This is a genomic window from Bacillus sp. S10(2024) (assembly GCF_050473865.1).
Classification (GTDB): Bacteria; Bacillota; Bacilli; order Bacillales; family Bacillaceae_G; genus Bacillus_A.
The window spans coordinates 3,252,598-3,272,500 of record NZ_JBFLUR010000002.1 but is presented as its reverse complement, the minus strand read 5'-3'; the positions used below and the strand labels follow the sequence as shown (position 1 = coordinate 3,272,500).

General features: G+C 41.1%; 11 protein-coding genes, 5 rRNA genes, 1 pseudogene and 1 riboswitch (1 of these 18 cut by a window edge). Of the genes and pseudogenes, 15 read left to right on the top strand and 2 right to left on the bottom strand.

From position 1 onward, the window contains the following. Together AB1280_RS16530 and rrf (AB1280_RS16525) are read left to right on the top strand one after the other, a co-directional pair. Positions 1 to 222, top strand: a 23S ribosomal RNA gene (locus AB1280_RS16530) (it extends 2,701 nt beyond the left edge of the window). A 50-nt stretch (positions 223 to 272) separates the two neighbouring features. Further along, positions 273 to 388: ribosomal RNA gene (gene rrf, locus AB1280_RS16525) — 5S ribosomal RNA — on the top strand. 38 nt (positions 389 to 426) lie between these two features. On the opposite strand, the gene AB1280_RS16520 is transcribed toward rrf (AB1280_RS16525), so the two are convergent. Continuing rightward, a complete protein-coding gene (locus AB1280_RS16520; protein WP_429757405.1) occupies positions 427 to 591 on the bottom strand; it encodes a hypothetical protein in 165 nt (54 codons plus the stop codon). Between the two features lie 294 nt (positions 592 to 885). Between AB1280_RS16520 and AB1280_RS16515 the strand changes: the two are divergent. Beyond that, positions 886 to 1,227: pseudogene (locus tag AB1280_RS16515) on the top strand (alpha/beta hydrolase); the annotation flags it as partial. A gap of 94 nt (positions 1,228 to 1,321) precedes the next feature. On the opposite strand, the gene AB1280_RS16510 reads toward AB1280_RS16515, so the two are convergent. Further along, the gene (locus tag AB1280_RS16510; protein ID WP_429756496.1) at positions 1,322 to 2,080 is read right to left on the bottom strand and encodes a GNAT family N-acetyltransferase; all 759 of its coding nucleotides are present in this window, start codon (positions 2,078 to 2,080) and stop codon (positions 1,322 to 1,324) included. 609 nt (positions 2,081 to 2,689) lie between these two features. Between AB1280_RS16510 and AB1280_RS16505 the strand changes: the two genes are divergently transcribed. The 12 genes from AB1280_RS16505 to purF all read left to right on the top strand — a co-directional run bounded on the left by AB1280_RS16505 (position 2,690) and on the right by purF (position 19,799). Next, the gene (locus tag AB1280_RS16505) at positions 2,690 to 5,716 is read left to right on the top strand and encodes an efflux RND transporter permease subunit (protein WP_429756495.1); all 3,027 of its coding nucleotides are present in this window, start codon (positions 2,690 to 2,692) and stop codon (positions 5,714 to 5,716) included. Positions 5,717 to 6,285: 569 nt separating this feature from the next. After that, positions 6,286 to 7,836: ribosomal RNA gene (locus AB1280_RS16500) — 16S ribosomal RNA — on the top strand. 137 nt (positions 7,837 to 7,973) lie between these two features. Next, a 23S ribosomal RNA gene (locus tag AB1280_RS16495) occupies positions 7,974 to 10,896 on the top strand. Positions 10,897 to 10,946: 50 nt separating this feature from the next. Then, positions 10,947 to 11,062, top strand: a 5S ribosomal RNA gene (rrf, locus tag AB1280_RS16490). Together the 16S, 23S and 5S rRNA genes form the textbook arrangement of a ribosomal RNA operon. A 254-nt stretch (positions 11,063 to 11,316) precedes the next feature. Further along, a riboswitch (purine riboswitch) is annotated at positions 11,317 to 11,418 on the top strand. A gap of 110 nt (positions 11,419 to 11,528) precedes the next feature. Further along, positions 11,529 to 12,014 (top strand): 5-(carboxyamino)imidazole ribonucleotide mutase, encoded by a 486-nt coding sequence (purE, locus tag AB1280_RS16485; protein WP_272188737.1) that lies wholly within the window; start codon positions 11,529 to 11,531, stop codon positions 12,012 to 12,014. Beyond that, positions 12,011 to 13,162 carry a 5-(carboxyamino)imidazole ribonucleotide synthase gene (gene purK, locus AB1280_RS16480; RefSeq protein WP_272188738.1) on the top strand — a complete coding sequence of 384 codons (1,152 nt, stop codon included), beginning with the start codon at positions 12,011 to 12,013 and terminating at the stop codon, positions 13,160 to 13,162. The genes purE and purK overlap by 4 nt, the downstream gene beginning before the upstream one ends. Next, on the top strand, positions 13,159 to 14,460 hold the full coding sequence (gene purB / locus AB1280_RS16475) for an adenylosuccinate lyase (RefSeq protein WP_429756494.1): 1,302 nt from the start codon (positions 13,159 to 13,161) through the stop codon (positions 14,458 to 14,460). Before purK ends, purB begins: the two co-directional genes overlap by 4 nt. Positions 14,461 to 14,549: 89 nt before the next feature. Beyond that, positions 14,550 to 15,269, top strand: a complete 720-nt coding sequence (gene purC, locus AB1280_RS16470; RefSeq protein ID WP_429756493.1) for a phosphoribosylaminoimidazolesuccinocarboxamide synthase — start codon at positions 14,550 to 14,552, stop codon at positions 15,267 to 15,269. Further along, positions 15,262 to 15,516, top strand: coding sequence for a phosphoribosylformylglycinamidine synthase subunit PurS (gene purS, locus AB1280_RS16465; RefSeq protein WP_098309204.1), 255 nt, complete (start codon positions 15,262 to 15,264; stop codon positions 15,514 to 15,516). The genes purC and purS overlap by 8 nt, the downstream gene beginning before the upstream one ends. Continuing rightward, positions 15,513 to 16,196 carry a phosphoribosylformylglycinamidine synthase subunit PurQ gene (purQ, locus tag AB1280_RS16460; protein ID WP_429756492.1) on the top strand — a complete coding sequence of 228 codons (684 nt, stop codon included), beginning with the start codon at positions 15,513 to 15,515 and terminating at the stop codon, positions 16,194 to 16,196. Before purS ends, purQ begins: the two co-directional genes overlap by 4 nt. Beyond that, positions 16,180 to 18,399 (top strand): phosphoribosylformylglycinamidine synthase subunit PurL, encoded by a 2,220-nt coding sequence (gene purL, locus AB1280_RS16455; protein WP_429756491.1) that lies wholly within the window; start codon positions 16,180 to 16,182, stop codon positions 18,397 to 18,399. The genes purQ and purL overlap by 17 nt, the downstream gene beginning before the upstream one ends. After that, the gene (gene purF, locus AB1280_RS16450; protein ID WP_272188745.1) at positions 18,384 to 19,799 is read left to right on the top strand and encodes an amidophosphoribosyltransferase; all 1,416 of its coding nucleotides are present in this window, start codon (positions 18,384 to 18,386) and stop codon (positions 19,797 to 19,799) included. The genes purL and purF overlap by 16 nt, the downstream gene beginning before the upstream one ends. The last annotated feature ends 104 nt before the right edge of the window (positions 19,800 to 19,903 follow it).

Here is a 19,903-nt window from a genome sequence, read left to right as displayed (position 1 = left end):
ACCGCTGGTGTACCAGTTGTTCTGCCAAGGGCATAGCTGGGTAGCTATGTGCGGAAGGGATAAGTGCTGAAAGCATCTAAGCATGAAGCCCCCCTCAAGATGAGATTTCCCATAGCGTTAAGCTAGTAAGATCCCTGAAAGATGATCAGGTTGATAGGTTCGAGGTGGAAGCGTGGTGACACGTGGAGCTGACGAATACTAATAGATCGAGGACTTAACCATATAATATGAAGCAAATGTTATCTAGTTTTGAAGGAATATACCTTCATAAGTCTGGTAATGATGGCAGAGAGGTCACACCCGTTCCCATACCGAACACGGAAGTTAAGCTCTCTAGCGCCGATGGTAGTTGGGACTTTGTCCCTGTGAGAGTAGGACGTTGCCAGGCAATTTGAGACGAGTCAGTATGACTCGTCTTTTTTGTGTTTATCCATCTGATTTGAGAATTGAAGCAGTAACTTTCCTTTTTTTAACTCTTTTTCGTTGAACAAATCCTATCTCTCTAGCTAACTGTTCTAAAACATGTGGTGACATATATCGTTGTAATTCTTTAGAAGATAATTCTAGTTCATCTAAAATCGATAAATTCATACAAAAATGCCATCCTTTCGTGTATATGGTTAACAAAAGAATAGCGTTTTTTTACATATAAGGAATAGTCTAAATTGCTATTTGAATAATAAAGACAAAACATTTTTAAATTCTTTTACATTTTTTATTTAATTCCAAGATCCTCTATGAATTAATCACAATAAAATTTTCACTTTACATAGTTCATATTGGATGGTGTAAGGAATTTTTTAACCTGCAGTTTCTGTAGTAATTTCCATCCCATAAACTCAACTAAGAGGCCAACCAAATGAAAAATAATACTAGTAGTGTTAAAAGTACCCCTATCAGTTAAAAGATCTATTTCATTTACCTAAATTCCCTGTAATGAATGCAGCTAATACAATAACTAAATTCCGAGCTGGTTATAATTTGAATGAGGCTTCGGCTGTCAAGCAAGTTGCGAAAAGTAAAACACCAATGTTGTTCATTTATGGAGATGCGGATAAGTTTGTTCCTTATGAAATGTTAGATGATATGTACAATGCGGCAAAGGTAGAAAAAGAGAAATTAATTGTACCAGGTGCGGAGCATGGTGAAGCAGAACAAATAGACTCGGAGAAATATTGGCATATTGTATGGGGATTTGTTGAGAAGTATATTCCTTCATCCCTGTAAACTTAGACAAAGAATCTATCACTCTTAGTAGTGAGAGATTCTTTGTTTTTTACTTAGTTAAGGGTATTGAGTTCTCTTATCTATTGTAGTTGAATTAGCTTAACTCATTTAACCGTTTTATTGCGGAGTGAACTGTAAGTCTATGAAATGAAACTAATTTATTCTTGTAGATGACTCCGTAGATACCATAAGGAGTAGGTGAAAGTCTCAACAATTCATCTCTGTTTTCTATGTCAATAATCTCTGCATGAATACCCAATTGCTTTGCTGCCTTAATAACATTATTGGTTGAGACATCTACAAATGGACATTGTTGGGTACGAAGAATTGTTAAACCTTTAAAAAGCTTCAGTCGCTCATCCCAATCTTTTGGGAAATATGGGTTAGGTGAATGTCCAAATTTGTAAACAAGTAACTCAAATCCATAAGGTGCATAATCTATTTCTCTAAAATTATTCTTTATAAAAACGTCTTTACTGGGAGTCCAAGAAGTGTTTGGATTTGTAATTACAATAACTCCATCTTTATTTTGTGCCTTAGCATCTTGAATACATTTATGAATCAATTTTGATGCATACCCTTTTCCTGTAACATTTACCCATAAACAATGGATAACTAAATAATTTTCACCATAGACAACTTTCGAAGAATATTCAATAGGTGTATACTCAATAAAACCTGCTGGCTTGCTATTGTCCATTATTTTTATATACTTTAACCCTTCGTTAAAACTTCCCATAAGCCATTGGTTTTTATTGATGAAACCTGTTGAAGTTGGCTTGCTCCGAAGACAATAACAGCCCCCATCATTTATATTCTCTTCGTCTAACTCTATCAGCTCAATTTGTTCCAATATATTTCTCCTCCCTGCAACTTTTCGATATTCTTATTCACTCATTCTGTTCTAATAATAAATATTTACTATTTGGTAAATTCTGATAAAATAAATTTATCATAGGTTGCTTCCGTTGAAAACAGATAGCTTTCCGCAATCATTTTATTAACATTCGTATCTTCATTTCGATAACTTTTCATTGTATTATCCAATTTACTTTGTGTTTATCCCCCATTAACAGGTAGTAAGATCCCTCACCTCAAGAGTATAAATGTCAACTAAGTTATGTAAAAAAACGTCCACTTAATCATGTAAAAAATCAAATATTGATAAATCATTTGTAGGGATTGCAATCTCAGGGAAGTTTGTGTGTTCCTGCTTACGGAAAGTGTAAAATACATAATCCTTTTTGTTGCGTTTAGAACATGGATTTTTATACTGCTGTATGATTCGATATAGGTCTTTGGGTTGAGTTTAGAATCTGTCGTAGGGTTTATTTGTAACAAAAGGATAAAATTAGTAATTAAAAAAAGAGTGAAGAGAATATAGGGAGGGGAGGAATAGGACTTATAGGGGTTATGTAAGTAAGGTTATTTTGCATGGTAAAAAGGAATGGGAGGAATGACGGTGGGGTCGTGGATTCATTTTTCTTTAAAAAATGTAGGTGTTGTCTTTCTCGCGATGATTTTTATTGTTGTCGGAGGCTTATATTCTATTAAAACAATAGAGATGGAAGAAATGCCAAACGTTAATATTCCGTATATGATTGTGCAAGTCCCTTATACGGGTGCCACACCAGAACAAGGGTTAAATGATATAGGAAAGCCGCTAGAAACTGCATTTTCTAGTATTCAAAAGCTTGATAACTTATATATTGAAGCTCATAGCAACACGGTAGTTGCTATTTTAGAATTTGATATGGACAGGAAGATGGATGAAGCTGAAAAAGATGTGACGAGTGCTGTTGCATCTTTAAAATTACCAGAGGATGCAGGGAAACCTGTCGTTATGAAAGATGGACCTTCGCAGCCGATATTTACCTTTGCTCTTTCTTCAGACAATGCAAAGCAGGCGGATATTTCACAATATGTGAACGACCGGATTAAACCGACTTTGTCCACTGTTGAAAATATCGGCAAGGTGGATGTGTCAGGTGAAACCGAAAAGCAATTGTCTATTAGACTTGATATTGAAAAAATGAAGGAAAAAAAGGTTACTTATGACATAGTAAAGCAAGCGCTTTTAGCACATAATTTTTCTTTTCCAGCAGGCCAGGTGAGTATTAATGAAAAAACATTAAATGTGCAAGCTGATTACAAACTTAAATCGCTTACTGACGTGAACAATATGAAAATGGCCGTACCAAGTGCTGAGGGAGTACAAACAGTTACATTGTCAGATGTAGCAACTGTAGAGTATGGAAGTAAAACAGAAACTGTATATACGAGATTAAAAGACACACCTGCAGTTCTTGTATCTGTTAAAGCGCAGCCAGGAACTAATGCGGTGGAAGTGGTCAAACAAATTAACCAAAGACTATCTGATTTGCAATTACCAGACGGTTATAAACTGACAAAGTTGTATGACAGCTCAAAGCAGGTAGAAAAATCAGTTAATAGTATGCTTAGGGAAGTGTTGCTAGGTACATTATTTGCTGTCGTTGTGACATTTGTATTCTTACGTAATATAAGAGCTACAATTGTAGCTGTTCTATCAATTCCGCTGTCTGTTTTAGCGGCGGTGATTACGATGAAGTATTTACACTATAGTTTAAATATGATGACGCTAGCTGGTATTGCGGTAGCTGTTGGTCGAGTAATTGATGATTCTATTGTAGTTATTGAAAACATCTACCGCAGAACGTTAAGTAGTACAAAGCGTGATACACCCATGGTATTAGCGGCTGCTAAAGAAGTTGGGGGTGCGGTTACATCTTCAACAATTACGACTATGGCAGTATTTGGTCCGCTTTCACTTGTTCCAGGAATTGTTGGCAAGTTCTTTGCTCCGTTCGGAATTACAGTTATTGTTGCGCTTGCTTTTTCTTTACTTGTTTCGTTAACAGTTGTCCCTTTGCTTGCTAAATTTTTCTTGCTACGTTTGCAGCATAAGGAGCCGAAAGAAACAATATTGCAGAGAACATATCGACGTGTGCTGAGCTGGACGATTCAGAAAAAGATGATTACACTCTTTCTTGCTTTTGTCGTATTTGTTTCATCTTTAGGGCTTGTGCCACTGATTCCTAAAAACTTTTTACCAGAAGAAAAGGCGGCTTCATATAATCTGACGGCAGATTTACCTGTTGGAACATCACTTGACAAAGCTAATGGTGTAGCTAAAGATATGGAAAGTATTTTTAGTAAACAAGTGATTGTGAAAAGCTATCAAACGGTTGTTTCAGGAGAAAGAATTCGTTTGTCGATTAATTTGAAGGATGATGTGACGAAAGAAGGAATAACGACTTTTGAAAAAGATGTAAAAGAAAAGATGGAAAATCTAGGGGCTGGCATTGAAACAGCTTTGACACCGATTGGTATAACAGGAGGAGGGAAATTTGTTCTTATTGTGGAAGGTGGAAACGCTAAGGATTTGGAGACTGCCGGGAATAAGATTGTAGAGAAGATAAAAGACATAAAGGGTTTGTCGAATGTGAAAACAAATTTAGCTGCTGTAAAACCGCAACTTAATTTGTCAATTGATGAAGAAAAAGCAGTGGGAAAAGGCTTGAATCCGATGATGATTGCTGCTTTTGTAAGAGGGAATATTGCTGGCGAAAGTGTTATGACAGTCCAATTAGACGGAAAAACGACTTCAGTGAATCTAGGGTTGAAAAATGACAATCTTACATCTATTGAAAGTATTACGAATCAAATTATTATGAGTCCTACTGGGCAACAGGTAAAATTGTCGGATGTAGCCACACTCTCTGAAGCACCAGGACCTACTGCCTTGTATCGCTTAAATCAGCAAGAGTATGTACAAGTAAATGCAAGATTTACAACGGATAATGTATCTGGTGTGCAAGCTGAGGTAGATAAACGTTTAAAAGAGTTAGATTTGCCAAAAGGTATTAAGTATCGCTCTGAAGGACAGTCGCAAGCTATGAGCGAAGGGTTCCAAAATATGATTATTGCTATGGGAATTGCTGTTGTACTTGTCTTTGTTGTGATGCTAGTGACATTTGGAAATGCAATGGCTCCGTTTGCAATTCTATTTTCTTTACCATTTCTTTTTACAGGTGGTTTGCTCGGCTTATACCTTACGAAAGAACCTTTAGGTATGCCGGCATTGGTTGGGTTTCTTATGTTAATTGGCATTGTTGTAACGAATGCTATTGTGTTGATGGATCGTGTTATGCAAAATGAAAAACAAGGAATGGCTATAAAAGAAGCTTTATTAGAAGCGGGGGTAACAAGACTTCGTCCGATTTTAATGACGGCTCTTGCTACAATAGGTGCACTTACACCGCTAGCGTTGTCGACCGAGGGAGGACTTATTTCTCGATCCCTTGCCATGGTGGTTATTTCTGGTTTATTAACATCTACGCTCTTAACGTTAATTATTGTACCGACTGCTTATTATGTGATGGATATGATAAAGTGGAAATTCACAAAGAAAAAGACAGTTTTGAAGGTAGAAGAAGAGACAGTGTAAAGAAATAAGGGAATGGAAAGCTTTTTTTTCATTCCCTTATTTCGTTCGCATGATAAAAAATTGATATTGGTTCCAATTCGTATTTGATAAAATCAAAGTGAATATAGATGGATTTTTATGTAGAGGACAATATTGCAAATTTGAAAGATGTAGCTGGTGCGACAGTTTCTATTATTTTGCAAGGAATATATAATTCCTTAAAAATAAAGTGAAAATTTCGTCGGCGGGGCTTCATCCCCTACTGATTATTACCCCCGCGAATCAGGCTTTTACGGGCAGTTTATACGGGATAAAGGATTACTTGAGAGGAATATTTACAATGCTGCAGAAAGAATACATATATTTTTAAAAAAATGTTGACTCTTATTAAATAAGGGTGTAATATTATACGAGTCGCTGATGAAACAAATTAAAAACGCGACAAACGAAATAAAAAACTTAGTTGACATTGAATAACTGAGATGTTAACATAAGGAAGTCGCCAACTTGAGCGGCGGATAAGTTCTTTGAAAACTGAACGAAACAAACAACGTGAAACGTCAATTTTTATTTATGATGCTAGACAAACTTTATTGGAGAGTTTGATCCTGGCTCAGGATGAACGCTGGCGGCGTGCCTAATACATGCAAGTCGAGCGAACCGATTAAGAGCTTGCTCTTAAGAAGTTAGCGGCGGACGGGTGAGTAACACGTAGGTAACCTGCCTATAAGACTGGGATAACTCCGGGAAACCGGGGCTAATACCGGATAATATTTTGCACCGCATGGTGCGAAATTGAAAGGCGGCTTCGGCTGTCACTTATAGATGGACCTGCGGCGCATTAGCTAGTTGGTGAGGTAACGGCTCACCAAGGCGACGATGCGTAGCCGACCTGAGAGGGTGATCGGCCACACTGGGACTGAGACACGGCCCAGACTCCTACGGGAGGCAGCAGTAGGGAATCTTCCGCAATGGACGAAAGTCTGACGGAGCAACGCCGCGTGAACGATGAAGGCTTTCGGGTCGTAAAGTTCTGTTGTTAGGGAAGAACAAGTGCTAGTTGAATAAGCTGGCACCTTGACGGTACCTAACCAGAAAGCCACGGCTAACTACGTGCCAGCAGCCGCGGTAATACGTAGGTGGCAAGCGTTATCCGGAATTATTGGGCGTAAAGCGCGCGCAGGTGGTTTCTTAAGTCTGATGTGAAAGCCCACGGCTCAACCGTGGAGGGTCATTGGAAACTGGGAGACTTGAGTGCAGAAGAGGAAAGTGGAATTCCATGTGTAGCGGTGAAATGCGTAGAGATATGGAGGAACACCAGTGGCGAAGGCGACTTTCTGGTCTGTAACTGACACTGAGGCGCGAAAGCGTGGGGAGCAAACAGGATTAGATACCCTGGTAGTCCACGCCGTAAACGATGAGTGCTAAGTGTTAGAGGGTTTCCGCCCTTTAGTGCTGAAGTTAACGCATTAAGCACTCCGCCTGGGGAGTACGGCCGCAAGGCTGAAACTCAAAGGAATTGACGGGGGCCCGCACAAGCGGTGGAGCATGTGGTTTAATTCGAAGCAACGCGAAGAACCTTACCAGGTCTTGACATCCTCTGACAACCCTAGAGATAGGGCTTCCCCTTCGGGGGCAGAGTGACAGGTGGTGCATGGTTGTCGTCAGCTCGTGTCGTGAGATGTTGGGTTAAGTCCCGCAACGAGCGCAACCCTTGATCTTAGTTGCCATCATTAAGTTGGGCACTCTAAGGTGACTGCCGGTGACAAACCGGAGGAAGGTGGGGATGACGTCAAATCATCATGCCCCTTATGACCTGGGCTACACACGTGCTACAATGGACGGTACAAAGAGTCGCAAGACCGCGAGGTGGAGCTAATCTCATAAAACCGTTCTCAGTTCGGATTGTAGGCTGCAACTCGCCTACATGAAGCTGGAATCGCTAGTAATCGCGGATCAGCATGCCGCGGTGAATACGTTCCCGGGCCTTGTACACACCGCCCGTCACACCACGAGAGTTTGTAACACCCGAAGTCGGTGGGGTAACCTTTTGGAGCCAGCCGCCTAAGGTGGGACAGATGATTGGGGTGAAGTCGTAACAAGGTAGCCGTATCGGAAGGTGCGGCTGGATCACCTCCTTTCTATGGAGAATTGATGAACGCTGTTCATCAATATAAGTTTCCGTGTTTCGTTTTGTTCAGTTTTGAGAGAACTATCTCTCGAAAATATATGTTCTTTGAAAACTAGATAACAGTGTAGCTCATATTTTTTTAATTTTGGTTAAGTTAGAAAGGGCGCACGGTGGATGCCTTGACACTAGGAGTCGATGAAGGACGGGACTAACACCGATATGCTTCGGGGAGCTGTAAGTAAGCTTTGATCCGGAGATTTCCGAATGGGGAAACCCACCATACGTAATGGTATGGTATCTTTATCTGAATACATAGGGTAAAGAAGACAGACCCAGGGAACTGAAACATCTAAGTACCTGGAGGAAGAGAAAGCAAATGCGATTTCCTGAGTAGCGGCGAGCGAAACGGAATCTAGCCCAAACCAAGAGGCTTGCCTCTTGGGGTTGTAGGACATTCTATACGGAGTTACAAAGGAACGAGGTAGACGAAGCAGCCTGGAAAGGCTCGTCATAGAAGGTAACAACCCTGTAGTTGAAACTTCGTTCCCTCTTGAATGTATCCTGAGTACGGCGGAACACGTGAAATTCCGTCGGAATCCGGGAGGACCATCTCCCAAGGCTAAATACTACCTAGTGATCGATAGTGAACCAGTACCGTGAGGGAAAGGTGAAAAGCACCCCGGAAGGGGAGTGAAAGAGATCCTGAAACCGTGTGCCTACAAATAGTCAGAGCCCGTTAACGGGTGATGGCGTGCCTTTTGTAGAATGAACCGGCGAGTTACGATCCCGTGCGAGGTTAAGCTGAAGAGGCGGAGCCGTAGCGAAAGCGAGTCTGAATAGGGCGTTTAGTACGTGGTCGTAGACCCGAAACCAGGTGATCTACCCATGTCCAGGGTGAAGTTCAGGTAACACTGAATGGAGGCCCGAACCCACGCACGTTGAAAAGTGCGGGGATGAGGTGTGGGTAGCGGAGAAATTCCAATCGAACCTGGAGATAGCTGGTTCTCCCCGAAATAGCTTTAGGGCTAGCCTTAAGTGTAAGAGTCTTGGAGGTAGAGCACTGATTGGACTAGGGGTCCCCATCGGATTACCGAATTCAGTCAAACTCCGAATGCCAATGACTTATCCTTAGGAGTCAGACTGCGAGTGATAAGATCCGTAGTCAAAAGGGAAACAGCCCAGACCGCCAGCTAAGGTCCCAAAGTGTGTATTAAGTGGAAAAGGATGTGGAGTTGCTTAGACAACTAGGATGTTGGCTTAGAAGCAGCCACCATTTAAAGAGTGCGTAATAGCTCACTAGTCGAGTGACTCTGCGCCGAAAATGTACCGGGGCTAAATACACCACCGAAGCTGCGGATTGATACCTATGGTATCAGTGGTAGGGGAGCGTTCTAAGTGCTGTGAAGTCAGATCGTAAGGACTGGTGGAGCGCTTAGAAGTGAGAATGCCGGTATGAGTAGCGAAAGACGGGTGAGAATCCCGTCCACCGAATGCCTAAGGTTTCCTGAGGAAGGCTCGTCCGCTCAGGGTTAGTCAGGACCTAAGCCGAGGCCGACAGGCGTAGGCGATGGACAACAGGTTGATATTCCTGTACCACCTCTTTATCGTTTGAGCAATGGAGGGACGCAGAAGGATAGAAGAAGCGTGCGATTGGTTGTGCACGTCCAAGCAGTTAGGCTGGTAAGTAGGCAAATCCGCTTACCGTGAAGGCTGAGCTGTGATGGGGAAGCTCCTTATGGAGCGAAGTCTTTGATTCCCCGCTGCCAAGAAAAGCTTCTAGCGAGATAAAAGGTGCCTGTACCGCAAACCGACACAGGTAGGCGAGGAGAGAATCCTAAGGTGTGCGAGAGAACTCTGGTTAAGGAACTCGGCAAAATGACCCCGTAACTTCGGGAGAAGGGGTGCTTTCTTAACGGAAAGCCGCAGTGAATAGGCCCAAGCGACTGTTTAGCAAAAACACAGGTCTCTGCGAAGCCGTAAGGCGAAGTATAGGGGCTGACACCTGCCCGGTGCTGGAAGGTTAAGGAGAGGGGTTAGCGCAAGCGAAGCTCTGAACTGAAGCCCCAGTAAACGGCGGCCGTAACTATAACGGTCCTAAGGTAGCGAAATTCCTTGTCGGGTAAGTTCCGACCCGCACGAAAGGTGTAACGATTTGGGCACTGTCTCAACCAGAGACTCGGTGAAATTATAGTACCTGTGAAGATGCAGGTTACCCGCGACAGGACGGAAAGACCCCGTGGAGCTTTACTGTAGCCTGATATTGAATTTTGGTACAGCTTGTACAGGATAGGCGGGAGCCTTTGAAGCCGGAGCGCTAGCTTCGGTGGAGGCGCTGGTGGGATACCGCCCTGGCTGTATTGAAATTCTAACCTACGGGTCTTATCGACCCGGGAGACAGTGTCAGGTGGGCAGTTTGACTGGGGCGGTCGCCTCCTAAAAAGTAACGGAGGCGCCCAAAGGTTCCCTCAGAATGGTTGGAAATCATTCGTAGAGTGCAAAGGCATAAGGGAGCTTGACTGCGAGACCTACAAGTCGAGCAGGGACGAAAGTCGGGCTTAGTGATCCGGTGGTTCCGCATGGAAGGGCCATCGCTCAACGGATAAAAGCTACCCCGGGGATAACAGGCTTATCTCCCCCAAGAGTCCACATCGACGGGGAGGTTTGGCACCTCGATGTCGGCTCATCGCATCCTGGGGCTGTAGTCGGTCCCAAGGGTTGGGCTGTTCGCCCATTAAAGCGGTACGCGAGCTGGGTTCAGAACGTCGTGAGACAGTTCGGTCCCTATCCGTCGTGGGCGTAGGAAATTTGAGAGGAGCTGTCCTTAGTACGAGAGGACCGGGATGGACGCACCGCTGGTGTACCAGTTGTTCTGCCAAGGGCATAGCTGGGTAGCTATGTGCGGAAGGGATAAGTGCTGAAAGCATCTAAGCATGAAGCCCCCCTCAAGATGAGATTTCCCATAGCGTTAAGCTAGTAAGATCCCTGAAAGATGATCAGGTTGATAGGTTCGAGGTGGAAGCGTGGTGACACGTGGAGCTGACGAATACTAATAGATCGAGGACTTAACCATATAATATGAAGCAAATGTTATCTAGTTTTGAAGGAATATACCTTCATAAGTCTGGTAATGATGGCAGAGAGGTCACACCCGTTCCCATACCGAACACGGAAGTTAAGCTCTCTAGCGCCGATGGTAGTTGGGACTTTGTCCCTGTGAGAGTAGGACGTTGCCAGGCAAAAACCTAAGTCGTTTTGACTTAGGTTTTTTTGTGTTTCTAAGTTGTTTTTGAATGTAACCCTTCCTATTTATATAGTGAATGGTTATACTGCATATATTCTCGCATTTCCTCTTTAATTCCCGTCCTTTTTTGCATATTTTTTCGGTTCTTCTTTTTATTATAAGTAAAACACGAACGTTATAATGTGATGGGTAAAAAACATTCGATTATTTGTTGACATGTTTTAAGAACACCTGTTAATATAATCTTAGAAACAATATTATATCGTACCTCATATAATCGCGGGGATATGGCCTGCAAGTCTCTACCTAACGACCGTTAATCGTTGGACTATGAGGGAAAGTCACTCGGTATTTTTCTATTCACATGAGATACTTATGCCTGAGTAGAGCACTTTCTCTCATAGTAAAAGGGGAAATGTTCTATATCAGGCTTTTTTTATTTGAATCGGGGGGATTCTAATATGAAACCACTAGTTGGGATCATTATGGGAAGCACGTCAGACTGGGAAACAATGAAGTATGCTTGTGAAATATTAGAAGAATTAAATATTCCGTATGAGAAGAAAGTTGTATCGGCTCATCGGACTCCAGATTATATGTTTGAATATGCAGAAACAGCTCGTGAACGTGGGTTAAAAGTTATTATTGCTGGAGCAGGTGGAGCCGCTCATTTACCAGGAATGGTTGCTGCAAAAACAAATATTCCTGTCATCGGTGTTCCTGTTCAGTCGAAAGCGTTAAACGGTTTAGATTCGTTACTATCTATTGTTCAAATGCCAGGAGGTGTACCAGTTGCGACTGTCGCGATTGGAAAAGCCGGGGCGACTAATGCAGGTTTACTTGCCGCACAAATGTTAGGATCGTCTCATGATGATATATACGATGCATTAGAACTAAGACGAGAAGCAATTGAAAAAAATGTGCGAGAAGGTAGTGAGCTGCAGTGATAAAAACGATCTTACCTGGACAAATGATTGGTATTATTGGCGGAGGACAGCTTGGCAGAATGATGGCGATTGCTGCAAAAGAAATGGGATATAAAATTGCAGTATTAGATCCAGCAAAGTCTTCATCGTGTGCACAAGTTGCCGACATTGAAATTGTGGCACCGTACGATGATTTGAAAGCGATTCATTATTTAGCAGAGATAAGCGATGTTGTAACATATGAATTTGAGAATATTGATTATAACTGCCTACAGTGGCTTGAAAAGCATGCGTATTTACCGCAAGGCAGTCAGTTATTATATACAACGCAAAACCGTTATACAGAAAAAAATGCAATTGTGAAAGCGGGTTTACCAGTAGCGCCTTACAGACTCGTTCAGAAGCAAGAAGACCTTTTAGAGGCAGTTGCTGAATTTTCCTTTCCCTGCGTGTTGAAGACAACAACAGGAGGATATGATGGGAAAGGGCAAGTTGTCCTAAAAAGTGAAGCTGATGTTGCGAAAGCGATGGAACTTGTTAATCAAGCTGAATGCATTTTAGAGAAGTGGGTTTTATTTGAAAAAGAAATTTCCGTCATTGTTACACGTAGTGTAAATGGTGAAACGAAAGTATTCCCAGTAGCCGAAAATATTCATGTGAATAATATTTTACACGAATCAATCGTTCCGGCTCGTATTCCACATGCGTTATCACAACAAGGTATTCAATATGCAGAAAGATTAGCGGATGAGTTAAAACTGGTGGGAACACTAGCGGTAGAGATGTTTGCTACAGCAAATGGTGACATTTATATCAATGAGTTAGCACCAAGACCGCACAATTCTGGGCACTATACAATTGATGCTTGTGAAATCAGTCAATTCGGACAACATATCCGAGCAATCTGTAATTTACCTCTTGGAGAAACAATTTTGCTAAAACCAGTTGTCATGGTAAACATTTTAGGCGAACATATAGAAGGAGTCCTAAAGCAAGTGAATAGATTAACCGGGTGTTACTTGCATTTATATGGAAAAGAAGAAGCAAAAACGCAGCGTAAAATGGGGCATCTAAATATTTTAAACGAAAATATTGAAGACGCTCTAGAAAAAGCGCAAAGTTTGCATATTTGGGACCATCAAGAACAACTGTTGGAGGGAAAAAGATGATTAGTCGTTATACACGCCCTGAGATGGGTGCGATTTGGACGGAAGAAAACAAATTTAAAGCATGGTTAGAAGTTGAAATCTTAGCTTGTGAAGCATGGGCTGAGCTTGGCGATATTCCGAAAGAAGATGTGAAAAAGCTTCGTGAAAATGCATCTTTCGATATTGATCGTATTTATGAAATTGAACAAGAAACGCGTCACGATGTTGTAGCATTTACGCGTGCAGTATCTGAAACACCAACACTCGGTGAAGAGCGTAAATGGGTACATTACGGCTTAACATCTACAGACGTAGTAGATACGGCTTTATCTTATATCTTAAAACAAGCAAATGAAATTCTACTAAACGACTTAGAAAATTTCATTACTATTTTAGCTAACAAAGCAAAAGAACATAAATACACAATTATGATGGGAAGAACGCACGGTGTTCATGCAGAACCAACAACATTTGGTTTGAAACTTGGTCTTTGGTATGAAGAAATGAAACGTAACTTAGAACGTTTTAAACAAGCAGCTGATACAGTTCGCGTTGGTAAATTGTCTGGTGCAGTTGGTACATTCGCGAACATTAATCCATTCGTAGAAAAATATGTTTGTGAAAACTTAGGGTTAGAAGCAGCGCCGATTTCAACACAAACATTGCAACGTGATCGTCATGCACATTACATGTCAACACTTGCATTAATCGCAACATCTATTGAGAAAATGGCAGTTGAGATTCGCGGCCTGCAAAAGAGTGAAACACGTGAAGTGGAAGAGTCTTTTGCGAAAGGACAAAAAGGTTCTTCTGCAATGCCACATAAACGAAATCCAATCGGTTCTGAAAATATGACTGGTTTAGCTCGTGTTATCCGTGGTTATATGATGACATCTTACGAGAATGTTCCATTATGGCATGAACGTGATATTTCACATTCATCTGCGGAACGTATTATTTTACCAGATGCAACGATTGCATTAAATTACATGTTAAATCGCTTTGGTAATATCGTGAAAAACTTAACGGTATTCCCAGAAAATATGAAACGCAATATGACACGAACATATGGTTTAATTTATTCTCAGCGCGTAATGCTTACGTTAATCGACAAAGGTATGGTACGTGAAGAAGCTTATGATATCGTACAGCCTAAAGCGATGGAAGCGTGGGAAACACAAGTACAGTTTAAAGAGCTTGTAGAAGCTGACGAGCGTATTACAAGCAAATTAACACAAGAAGAAATCAATGAATGTTTCAACTATGAACATCACCTGCAACATGTTGATACAATTTTTGAACGTCTTGGCTTAAACTGATAATTTTATATGGCACAGAATCATTTCATTCTGTGCCATTCTTTATAAACATACTATTCACATTTTTCAAACTACAGGGGGCTTGCGAAATGCAAAAGCTAGAATTGCTGTATGAAGGTAAAGCAAAAAGAATTTATCGTACAGATTCAGCAGATATGGTTTGGGTAGAGTATAAAGATAGTGCCACTGCTTTCAATGGGGAAAAGAAAGCGACGATTACAGGAAAAGGTCGTCTGAACAACGAGATTACAACTCTTTTATTCAGAAAGTTACAAGAAGTGGGAATTAAAACACACTTTGTTGAGAAAATATCAGAAACAGAGCAAATTGTAAAAAAAGTAAGCATTATTCCATTAGAAGTTGTCACAAGAAATGTGATTGCGGGTAGTCTTTCAAAACGACTAGGTATGGAAGAAGGTACTGTACTTACAACACCAATCGTCGAATTTTACTACAAAGATGATGATTTAGGAGATCCTCTTGTAACAGATGATCATATTCGTGTGCTAAACGTTGCAACACCAGAGCAAGTAAGTATATTACGAGAAAAAGCTCTACAAATCAATCAAGTATTGATTGAGTATTTCGCAAGCTGTCGTGTAAGGTTAATAGATTTTAAATTAGAGTTCGGTGTAACAGAAGAAGGAGAAATTTTATTAGCGGACGAGATTTCACCAGATACATGTCGTTTATGGGATGAAACGAGCAATGAAAAATTTGATAAAGATGTATTTCGCCGCGATCTTGGTAATTTAACAGATGCTTATGAAGAGATTTTAAAACGATTAGGGGGAGCTTCACATGTATAAAGTAAAGGTATATGTCACGTTAAGAGAAAGTGTATTAGATCCACAAGGAACAGCAGTAAAAGGAGCACTTCATAGTCTTTCCTTTACAGAAGTACAAGATGTTCGTATTGGTAAATATATGGAACTAACAATTGATAAATCAGTTACAGATATTGATGCAATGGTAAAAGAAATGTGCGAAAAATTATTAACGAATGTAGTGATTGAAGATTATCGCTATGAAGTTGAGGAGGTTGTCGCGCAGTGAAATTTGCCGTAATCGTTTTTCCAGGTTCGAATTGTGACGTAGATATGTTTCATGCAATTAAAGATGAGCTTGGCCAAGATGTAGACTACGTTTGGCATAGTGAAGAAAACTTAGATCAGTACGATGCAATTTTACTACCAGGTGGTTTCTCTTACGGAGATTACCTTCGTTGCGGAGCAATTTCCCGCTTTGCAAATGCAATGAAAGGTGTACAAAAAGCAGCTGAAGCAGGAAAACCAATCTTAGGTGTATGTAACGGATTTCAAATTTTAGTAGAGTCTGGACTGTTACCAGGCGCATTAATTCGCAATAAAAACTTAAAGTTCATGTGCCGTACTGTTCAGCTTCGTGTTGAAAATAATACAACAATGTTTACATCACAATATGAGAAAGATGAAATGATCGATATTCCGATCGCTCATGGTGAAGGAAACTACTACTGTGATGAAACAACATTGAAACAGTTAGAAGAAAATAATCAAATTGTCTTCCGTTATGTAGAGAATCCAAACGGAAGCGTTTCAGATATTGCAGGGATTGTAAATGAGCAAGGAAATGTACTTGGTATGATGCCGCATCCAGAACGTGCTGTTGATGAATTACTTGGAGGAGCGGATGGTCTAAAAGTATTTCAATCTATTTTGAAACATTGGAGGGAAACATATGTCGTTACTGCTTGAACCAAATCCAACTCAAATTAAAGAACAACGCATTTATGCGGAAATGGGATTAACAGACGAAGAGTTTGCCATGGTTGAAAAGATTTTAGGACGTCTGCCAAACTATACAGAAACAGGATTGTTCTCTGTTATGTGGTCAGAGCATTGTAGCTATAAAAATTCAAAGCCAGTTCTTCGTAAGTTTCCAACGACTGGTGAACGTGTACTGCAAGGTCCTGGTGAAGGCGCTGGAATCGTAGATATCGGTGATAATCAAGCGGTAGTATTTAAGATGGAAAGTCATAACCATCCATCTGCAATTGAACCGTATCAAGGTGCAGCGACAGGGGTTGGCGGTATTATCCGTGATGTGTTTTCTATGGGAGCACGTCCAATTGCTATGTTAAATTCACTTCGCTTCGGTGAGCTACAATCACCGCGCGTAAAATATTTATTTGAAGAAGTTGTAGCGGGTATTGCAGGATACGGTAACTGCATCGGTATTCCAACTGTTGGCGGAGAAGTACAGTTCGACCCATGCTATGAAGGAAATCCGCTTGTAAACGCAATGTGCGTTGGATTAATTAACCATGAAGATATTAAAAAAGGGCAAGCACACGGTGCTGGTAATACAGTCATGTATGTTGGAGCAGCAACAGGTCGCGATGGTATTCACGGTGCAACATTTGCGTCAGAAGAGCTATCTGAGGATTCCGATGCAAAACGCCCAGCGGTGCAAGTAGGCGATCCATTTATGGAGAAGCTTTTAATTGAAGCATGCTTAGAATTAATCAAATCTGATGCACTTGTCGGCATTCAAGATATGGGAGCGGCAGGATTAACATCATCTTCTGCAGAGATGGCAAGTAAAGCAGGTATGGGTATTGAAATGTATTTAGATGATGTACCGCAGCGTGAAACAGGCATGACACCGTACGAGATGATGCTTTCAGAATCACAAGAACGTATGTTAATCGTCGTGAAAAAAGGTAGAGAACAAGAGATTGTAGAGCTATTTGAAAAATATGGCCTTGCAGCAGTAGTAATGGGAAAAGTAACAGAAGATAAAATGCTTCGTTTATTCCATAAAGGGGAAATGGTTGCGGAAGTGCCAGCTGATGCATTAGCAGAGGAAGCACCAGTTTATCATAAGCCTTCAAAAGAGGCTGCGTATTTTGCAGAGTTCCAACAAATGAAGATGGAAACACCAAAAGTGGAAAATTATAAAGAAACATTACTATCTTTATTGCAACAACCAACGATTGCAAGTAAAGAGTGGGTATATGATCAATACGATTACCAAGTACGTACAAGTACAGTTGTTACACCAGGGTCTGACGCAGCGGTTGTTCGTGTTCGCGGAACAAATAAAGCATTAGCGATGACAACGGATTGTAACTCTCGCTACATTTATTTAGACCCAGAAGTAGGCGGGAAAATTGCTGTAGCAGAAGCAGCTCGTAATATTGTATGTTCTGGCGGTGAGCCGCTTGCAATTACAGATTGCTTAAACTTTGGTAACCCTGAAAAGCCAGAAATCTTTTGGCAAATTGAGAAGTCAGTAGATGGAATGAGTGAAGCATGCCGTACGTTAAATACTCCTGTTATTGGTGGAAACGTATCAATGTACAATGAACGCAGTGGGGAAGCAGTATACCCAACACCAACTGTTGGTATGGTTGGACTTGTGCATGATGTAAAGCATGTAACAACGCAAGAGTTCAAGCAAGCTGGTGACCTCGTTTATGTAATCGGTGAAACGAAAGCAGAGTTTGGTGGTAGTGAATTGCAAAAGATGGTGCACGGGGAGATTTTCGGTCAGGCACCAAGCATCGATTTAGAAGTAGAAGAAAAACGTCAACAGCAATTATTAGTAGCGATTCAAGAGGGACTTGTACAATCAGCGCATGACGTTGCAGAAGGCGGATTAGCAGTTGCTTTCGCAGAAAGTGCAATGGGGGCAAACGGATTAGGTGCAGACGTGAAGTTGGCTGGAGAAGCGACAGCAATGTTATTTGCAGAATCACAATCTCGCTTTGTTGTTACAGTAACACGCGAGCAAAAAGAAGCGTTTGAAAATATGGTAGACGCACTTTGTGTTGGGGAAGTAACAAATACAAATCAATTAATAATTCGTAATGAAGAAAAAGAAGTGTTGCTTACAGCGGATGTTGATGAAATGAGAACGGCTTGGAAAGGGGCTATTCCATGCTTAATGAAATAAAGGGGCTAAATGAAGAATGCGGCGTTTTCGGAATTTGGGGGCATGAAAATGCAGCACAAGTTGCGTATTATGGGTTGCATAGCTTGCAGCACCGTGGTCAAGAAGGCGCTGGCATTGTTGTAAATAATGGGGAGAAAATCACTGGTCATAGAGGGCTTGGTTTAATATCAGAAGTGTTTTCACGCGGTGAGTTAGATGGTTTAAACGGAAAATCAGCGATTGGGCACGTTCGTTATGCAACAGCAGGCGGCGCAGAAGTTGCGAATGTTCAACCACTGTTATTTCGTTTTTCAGACCATAGTATGGCACTAGCTCATAACGGTAATTTAATTAATGCTAAAATGCTTCGCCGTGAATTAGAGGCAGAGGGAAGTATTTTTCAAACAAGTTCGGATACAGAAGTATTACTTCATCTAATTAAACGCAATACAAAAGGTACATTAATTGAAAGTGTAAAAGATGCATTAAACAAAGTAAAAGGTGCTTTTGCCTATTTATTATTAACAGGAAACGAAATGATTGTTGCATTAGATCCAAATGGATTCCGTCCGCTTTCGATTGGAAAGATGGGAGATGCATACGTTGTAGCATCTGAAACATGTGCCTTTGATGTAGTTGGGGCAACATACATTCGGGATGTAGAGCCTGGAGAATTACTTATCATAAATGATGAAGGAATTCATGCAGATCGTTTTACAAATGATGTAGAACATGCCATTTGCAGCATGGAGTACATTTACTTTGCGCGTCCTGATTCAAACATTGCTGGTGTTAACGTTCATGCAGCACGTAAAAATATGGGGAAATTGTTAGCAAAGGAAGCTCCGGTTGAAGCAGATGTTGTAACTGGTGTACCTGATTCTAGTATTTCAGCGGCAATCGGCTATGCAGAAGCAACGGGAATTCCTTATGAGTTAGGGTTAATTAAAAATCGTTATGTTGGACGTACGTTTATTCAACCTTCTCAAGAACTGCGTGAACAAGGGGTAAAAATGAAACTTTCAGCAGTACGCGGTGTTGTTGAAGGAAAACGTGTCGTTATGATTGATGACTCTATTGTGCGTGGTACAACAAGCAAGCGAATTGTTCGTATGCTGCGCGAGGCTGGGGCAACAGAAGTGCATGTAAGAATTGCTTCGCCGCCTCTTAAGTATCCGTGCTTTTATGGAATTGACATTCAAACAAGAAAAGAATTAATTGCAGCAAATCACTCAATAGAAGAAATCCGTGAAATCATTGGAGCAGACTCTTTAACATTTTTAAGTGAAGAGAGCTTAATTGATGCAATTGGCCGCCCGTATGAAGGGAAATATGGCGGTTTATGTATGGCTTACTTTAATGGGGATTATCCGACGGCTCTTTATGATTATGAGCAAGAGCTTTTAGCAAGTATGAAATAAAGCACAAGATAGCAGCTTCTACTATGTGCTGTGTAGAAGCTCGCTTTTTCTTACAGTTACTGCCCAGTAGGCGGGAGAAATTCTTTCAGTATAAAAAGACGAGG

Coding starts and splice junctions, on each gene's coding strand:
- AB1280_RS16520 (WP_429757405.1), bottom strand. CDS start 591: ATGAATTTATCGATTTTAGATGAACTAGAATTATCTTCTAAAGAATTA.
- purE (WP_272188737.1), top strand. CDS start 11,529: ATGAAACCACTAGTTGGGATCATTATGGGAAGCACGTCAGACTGGGAA.
- purB (WP_429756494.1), top strand. CDS start 13,159: ATGATTAGTCGTTATACACGCCCTGAGATGGGTGCGATTTGGACGGAA.
- purC (WP_429756493.1), top strand. CDS start 14,550: ATGCAAAAGCTAGAATTGCTGTATGAAGGTAAAGCAAAAAGAATTTAT.
- purS (WP_098309204.1), top strand. CDS start 15,262: ATGTATAAAGTAAAGGTATATGTCACGTTAAGAGAAAGTGTATTAGAT.
- purL (WP_429756491.1), top strand. CDS start 16,180: ATGTCGTTACTGCTTGAACCAAATCCAACTCAAATTAAAGAACAACGC.
- purF (WP_272188745.1), top strand. CDS start 18,384: ATGCTTAATGAAATAAAGGGGCTAAATGAAGAATGCGGCGTTTTCGGA.